This is a genomic window from Neobacillus niacini (assembly GCF_031456445.1).
GTDB classification, from domain to species: Bacteria; Bacillota; Bacilli; order Bacillales; family Cytobacillaceae; genus Neobacillus; species Neobacillus niacini_I.
This window is the reverse complement of record NZ_JAVDUQ010000050.1, coordinates 21,359-27,401: the sequence shown is the minus strand read 5'-3', so window position 1 is coordinate 27,401 and position 6,043 is coordinate 21,359. Positions and strand designations below refer to the sequence as shown.

Sequence of the window (6,043 nt, the reverse complement as noted above, 5' to 3'; positions counted from 1 at the left end):
GCTCCCAAAGATTCGCTCGACTTGCATGTATTAGGCACGCCGCCAGCGTTCGTCCTGAGCCAGGATCAAACTCTCCAAGAAAGTTGATGTAGCTCATTTGTTACGTTGGCTCATGTTCTCTATATAATAGAAGAAACATGATTATTATTGTTTGTTGACGTTTTTGTTTGTTTAGTTTTCAAAGAACAACATCACTCATAAAAAGCGACAGGAATATTATTTTATCATATTTCTTATATTCTATCAATCATTATTTTTTTCCAATTACGATTGACTTCCGCGCTCTTTTTTAAAAGCAACTCTTATATATTATCACATTTTGCATGATAAAACAAGAGAAAGTTTTTTCTAATTATTTGCTTATCCACTCTTTTAAAGAGCAGCTTTGTTATTGTAACACCGTCGGTGTTCACTTGCAACAGAAATTTTTTCAATTCTCCCCAATCAACTGCACATCGTTTTCCGATTTAAATTTAAGGAGATAGTCCACCAATAAATTCAGCTAAAAAAATTTTTTTGACTACAACTTGCCGTTTTAAGGCAGACAGAGACTAGGAATAACCATTTCGTTCATTTTTTTCTATATTTAGGGGTGGTTTACAAGCTTTGCAATTGTGTCTAAACTGAATGTAAAAGCGAAATGAGTTGGTTACTCCATTGTAAAGTGGGGTGATAAAATGAGCGTTTACGAAGCCTTAACACTAGTTGTTTCGTTCTGTACTTTGACTGCAACGATAATTTCAGTAAGCCAAAAAAAATAACCCTCCTCATCTGCAAATGAAGACGGTTATCCCTTAATAAAACTGAAGACAGGACCAACTCATTTTCGCCTAAACCAGAGTGCTGCAACACTTTGGTTTTTTTGTTGGTTAAAGTGTCTAATTTACTTTGTAATAGCACTGTATTACTATATATATCTCATTATAGCATATCCAATCAAAATTAATTCAATATAATTAGACATTAAACAATTGTCTTAACCTTCTAGTGCCTTCGTATACCATTGCAGCATCCCAAAAACGCATCTTTCCTTCATAGCCGTGCGGATAATAAGAGTACTCAATAAACTCCTCATTAACTCGAACAGGATCTCCTACTTTTATTCTTAATTCCTTCATTTTTGCTTTTAAATCAACTAATTGCCTTCGTAATTCCTTTAATTTGGACTCAATTAAATGCTGATATGCTTCAGGAATTTTAAATTTCAATGTTAAAGCTGTTTGATGGTCGTTTTCAAGAATTTGAATGAGATAGGTTGTGTAAATGTAATCAACTATAAGATTCTCTTCAGCTTCTGGAATGGGTGCTTTCATTTTGCTCATTCCTGTTCTTTTTTTCAGTTTCTTTTTTCAATACCTTAATATCATGCCGGATTATTTTTTGTAACTGCTTAAATATTATTGTCAAAATCGGCATCAGTCAAAATTTTACCTTCCTTTTGCCGATCCAAATAAATTAACTTTTTATAATCCCAATTATATTTATATATATCCTTTAGCTTTTTATTAAATAATATAAGGTTAAAGTCTAAAGCATGATTTGATCATACGTGAACGTATGATAATATTTAAAATCAGGATGACTAACTAACCTAAACGCACACCTTACACATAAGATTGTTTTGTTATTAATCTTCAAATATTCACCTGGATAGTCTTCATTTTGAAAAACAGCAATTTTACATAAATCGCACTGTTTGTCTGATCGTGCTTTTGATCTTTTCAAACTTTTTATTAACCATACTGAAGATGGATATAAATAAGAATTTTTAGCCATGAATATTTCTCCATCACTATTTTTCCTTAATTCTCCACAAAAATTATTTATCGCTTAATTAAAAATTCTGATAGACTCAAGTAAAAGAGGCTTCTCCCGAACTTTGGGAAGAAGCCTTCTAATGTTGTTATTTCGGGTATTCTGGGGGATTACATCATGCCGCCCGTAGGGTGAGAGTGTGTAATATCTTTAATGTTGTGTGAAAAAAGCGCGATATATCAAGGTTTTGCTGAATATGAGGTGTAACATCTTTAACGGGAATTTACCGTTTTTCACTGGATTGCGTTAGCAAAATGTTAGCAATTCTGTCCTTGCAATTTAAGTTCAAAGTTTAGTAAAGAGAAAGCTCTAAAAAACAATCTACCGTATAACAATTGTTGATTCAATTTCACACATTGACAGTAAACTAATGCATACCTTAGAAGAAATGCAGCCAATACTCATAAAACACTATAATTTCTTAGGAGAATTAAAAAGAACTCTCAGTGAGAAGAATACACATTCCCTCGCTATGGATTCTTCTTTCTTGTTACCCATTTAACAATCTCAATGGCTACAACCTTACAAACTAATGAAAATGAAAGTTAATATTTTCTTTTAGAGCGATTTGATTAAATGCTAAGCCTTCTTCTTTAGTACAGAAATTAATTACTAATTCATAATGGTTTTCTTCTTGAAAATCATAGGTATTACTATCCCTCACATCAATTCCTACGTCTTAAGCGGATTTATTAATTCCTGAATAGGTAGTTGTTCAGGAGAAATAATTAATATTGAGATCTGCATCCTCCTTCTTCTTATATTTTGTTAATCTTTCTATGATCCATCCACCAAACACTCTTGAATACTATCATTATTAGTTTTTGGTTGATAATTCCATTCACTTTTTTCTTCAAACCTATTAGCTAATGAATAAGCTAATTCTGTGACAGAAAACGGGTAATCCATTTGCTCAAGCAACTTAATTGCATTTTTTGTTGTGGAAGGGCCTGGATGAATTTTATAGTCGAAATATATATTATTTTCATAAACTGTTTCATGAAAATGATAGTTATTAAATCCACCTATCATAGTTGTTAATTCAATATCGTGTGAAGCAATCATTGTCATACCATGATGTTTTGTAAGCCACACCATAATTGAAGCTGATGCAGCAATACGTTCTACGGTATTTGTTCCACGAAGAATTTCATCAATAAACGACAAACATGGAATTCCAGACTCGATTGTTTGAATAATTCGTTTTAAAGATTTAATTTCAGCTCTAAAGTAACTATCTCCTTCAATGACATTATCCTGAATTGCCATTGATGAAAGTACAACGCTAGGCTTCATACTCCAACCACTTGCAAGTACCGTGTTAATCGTTTGGGCTAAAATCGCGTTAATTGCTACAGCTTTCATATAAGTAGATTTACCAGAGGCATTTGAACCGGTAATCAGTGTCAATTTAAGGAGATGTGAAGAGTTTTTCACAGGATCCTTAATTAATGGATGAAACATTTCTTTAAAATTTATTTCTTCCCTATCAATAAAAGTTGGTGTGCAATAGTCAACGATAGAGTGACGATAAAATGCAACAGCAATGCCTACATCAATTTCACCAATTATTTTCCAAAGTTTTTCGTATTTATCTTTATGTTTATGTATCATGCGAATCATAAAGTAATATGAAATATAATCAAGTAAAAAAATGATACGTATATATTCAAATAGTCCCTCAAAATCACCTGTGCCTTTTCCAAGTGAAAGAATTCTTTCTAAAAGTAATATTTTACGAATCGGTTGGACTGAGTCACAAATTTCTTTTGCATACGGTTGAAACTCATCATCTTTAATTTTTGCAAGTCGTTTTCCAGTCCAAATAATTCTCGCTATATAAGAAATTTCATATATATTAATATCAACTCTTGTGCTACTTTTATAATAAATAATAATATTTAGAATGATCGATGTGATAAATATAGCAATTCCAATTTTCATAAAAAAAATGGTTAGGAAAATGCTTACAACCGGTAAGATACCACATGAAATATAGAACCAAATGTTTTTAATATTTGTATAGTTTTCTTGAAAATATGATGAAGAATTTGAATAATTACGTTTGCCTAGTCTTTTAAGTTCAAATATTAAACGAGTACGTAATTCCTTATTCTTTTGCATCAGTTCATAAAAAGATTCATTGTGATCTTGATTTGTAAGATTAATCTTGTGTAATTGATCATATAAGTATTCAGAGCCAATGGATGTTTGGGTATAGTTAATCTTATGATATACATCATCCATTGACAAATCACGCCAAGTAATCGAATCAACACCAATATAGTTTGATTCTTTACTATTAAATTTCCAGCATGACTCAACGGACTCTATATCTTCCTTTAGTGAAAGTATCCTTTTCTCTCGCCACTCAGCTTCAACAATTCTTTTAATTCTTCTTTTTTTCAAATAATCTATGTAAAAAACTAGCAAAATAAATGCGACTATTCCGATTATATATAACATTTTTGTGCCCCTTTTTCTAGAACAAAATGTTCATAGTAGATTAGTTTCCTTATTTAATACAACCGCCGTGCTCAACACCTCCTTATTAGATTTAGTAATTAGAATGCTTAACCACTCTAATTGATTCTATTATACTATCTAACTTACATATTTTGTGTATATAGTAATAAAAACCCTTATTTTAATCCTTACTATTTTTTAGGAAAATGGCCGCTTTTTTCTTACAAAGGATAATATATATCCGTTTTGAGATATCTAATAGAGAAAACAAATAAAAATGTAAAAGATTTAACAAACAAGAAAAGAATTTAAAAATACTTATTATTACTACTTCCACCAAAAATAAGAAAATCACGAATAATAATAATGGCGGATGAAGAGGCGTTTAATACTTTGAAAAAGCATAACGAAGTTAAAAAATTAGGTGATTGAACGGATAAAAGGGGGACTTACTATAATAAAGCCCTCATCTTTGCTAAAACAGAGCACTAACATGGCTATCCCCTCGTATTAAGAATGTTCAAAACAGGATGGGAAGGTTACTTGCCCATTGCCAAGACTCAAAAAGGAATTAACGCGACATTCATTGCATCATACACACACCTCGCCTCTTGCAGAAACTGGTGTCTCACACGAACAAATCATGGACAGGCTTGTTTACACTGATGATCAAATTACAAAAAATGTGTATCTCCACGTAACGCAAGAAATGAAAAAAGAAGCTTCCCAAAAGTTTGCTCAACTTTTGAGAAGCCTCCGTTAAAACCCTCTTGCTAGCATTTCACTCTCATCTTACTCAAAAACCCAGTTATATCAAGGGTTGAGGGGCGTTATTACATCATGCCGCCCGTAAGCTGAGAGTGTGTAATATCTTTAACGTCGTGTAAAAAAAGTACGGTATATCGAAGTTTTGTTGATTCTGAAGTCTAACATCTTTAAAGAGAATTGACGATTTTTACTTCATTGCGTTAGCAAAATGTTAGCATTTTGCTAACGCAATTCCTTTATATTAATTTCTAATCCATAAAATATCCGCTTAAATGATCAATAATCCAATGGTTAAGATGATAATTCCTACAGCACCAACAAGGGCTTCCGTTATGGCAACAGATTTTTTTGATAACTTGACTGAGTATATATTAAAAAAACTATGAAATGGAATTAATAGAATAACAGCCCAAGGTGCAGCAGCTAGAATGAGAGTTGCTCCAATATGATAAGAACTGGCAAAAAGCCGCTCTATAATTCCCCAGACAGGGCTTGAGGTTAAATTCCCTTGCATTTTAAGCATTTCTTTTGCTTGCATAGCTTCTTCATCTGTCCGGTTTGCCAATGTAATTAATACAATCCCATTGATGATAGTAAACAATACTTCAATAGCAGCCCAGCCTTGCCCTATTGATAGTGACCAAGGTAGAGAACTTGCTGTTAGAGCTAATAGGACAAAACGTACACCTTCTTCTAATGGACCGGAGGCACTAACTACAATATTATTTGCTTTTTCCTTCGTTGTTTTTTTAATTGCTATTGCACCTATTGGACCTCTTAAAACCAGTGCGACAAACCAGCCCAATGCACCTAATCCAAAAGCTTTCCAATTCATTGTTTGACCAAAAGCATTAAATAAAACAACAAATAGAACTGGTACAAAGATATAAAAAGGTAAGACATATTTTCCTTTTGAAACTGCTCTTTTATACATTTCATTTGTGGACATTTCTACGTCATGAGAGTTTCTTAAAGTCATTTCGTTACTCCCTTT

Annotated in this window: 4 protein-coding genes and 1 rRNA gene; 1 reads left to right on the top strand and 4 read right to left on the bottom strand. The window is 32.3% G+C overall.

The window, feature by feature from the left end:
- Positions 1–81, bottom strand: a 16S ribosomal RNA gene (locus J2Y67_RS25745); the annotation flags it as partial.
- A 596-nt stretch (positions 82–677) separates the two neighbouring features.
- Between J2Y67_RS25745 and J2Y67_RS28145 the strand changes: the two genes are divergently transcribed.
- Entirely contained in the window at positions 678–761 is an 84-nt protein-coding gene (locus tag J2Y67_RS28145) for a putative holin-like toxin (protein ID WP_396954143.1), read from the top strand.
- A 195-nt stretch (positions 762–956) separates the two neighbouring features.
- Here the strand turns inward: J2Y67_RS28145 and J2Y67_RS25740 are convergent, their stop codons facing one another.
- The 3 genes from J2Y67_RS25740 to J2Y67_RS25730 form a co-directional block, all read right to left on the bottom strand.
- On the bottom strand, positions 957–1,313 hold the full coding sequence (locus J2Y67_RS25740; RefSeq protein WP_310178728.1) for a hypothetical protein: 357 nt from the start codon (positions 1,311–1,313) through the stop codon (positions 957–959).
- 1,279 nt (positions 1,314–2,592) lie between these two features.
- Positions 2,593–4,281, bottom strand: a complete 1,689-nt coding sequence (locus J2Y67_RS25735) for a MutS-related protein (protein ID WP_310178726.1) — start codon at positions 4,279–4,281, stop codon at positions 2,593–2,595.
- Between the two features lie 1,036 nt (positions 4,282–5,317).
- Positions 5,318–6,028, bottom strand: coding sequence for a YhfC family glutamic-type intramembrane protease (locus J2Y67_RS25730; protein WP_310178724.1), 711 nt, complete (start codon positions 6,026–6,028; stop codon positions 5,318–5,320).
- Positions 6,029–6,043 lie beyond the last annotated feature (15 nt).

Bases quoted from the DNA above. Each gene is read 5' to 3' on its own strand.
- J2Y67_RS25730 (WP_310178724.1), bottom strand. From the start codon at position 6,028: ATGACTTTAAGAAACTCTCATGACGTAGAAATGTCCACAAATGAAATG.
- J2Y67_RS28145 (WP_396954143.1), top strand. From the start codon at position 678: ATGAGCGTTTACGAAGCCTTAACACTAGTTGTTTCGTTCTGTACTTTG.
- J2Y67_RS25735 (WP_310178726.1), bottom strand. From the start codon at position 4,281: ATGTTATATATAATCGGAATAGTCGCATTTATTTTGCTAGTTTTTTAC.
- J2Y67_RS25740 (WP_310178728.1), bottom strand. From the start codon at position 1,313: ATGAAAGCACCCATTCCAGAAGCTGAAGAGAATCTTATAGTTGATTAC.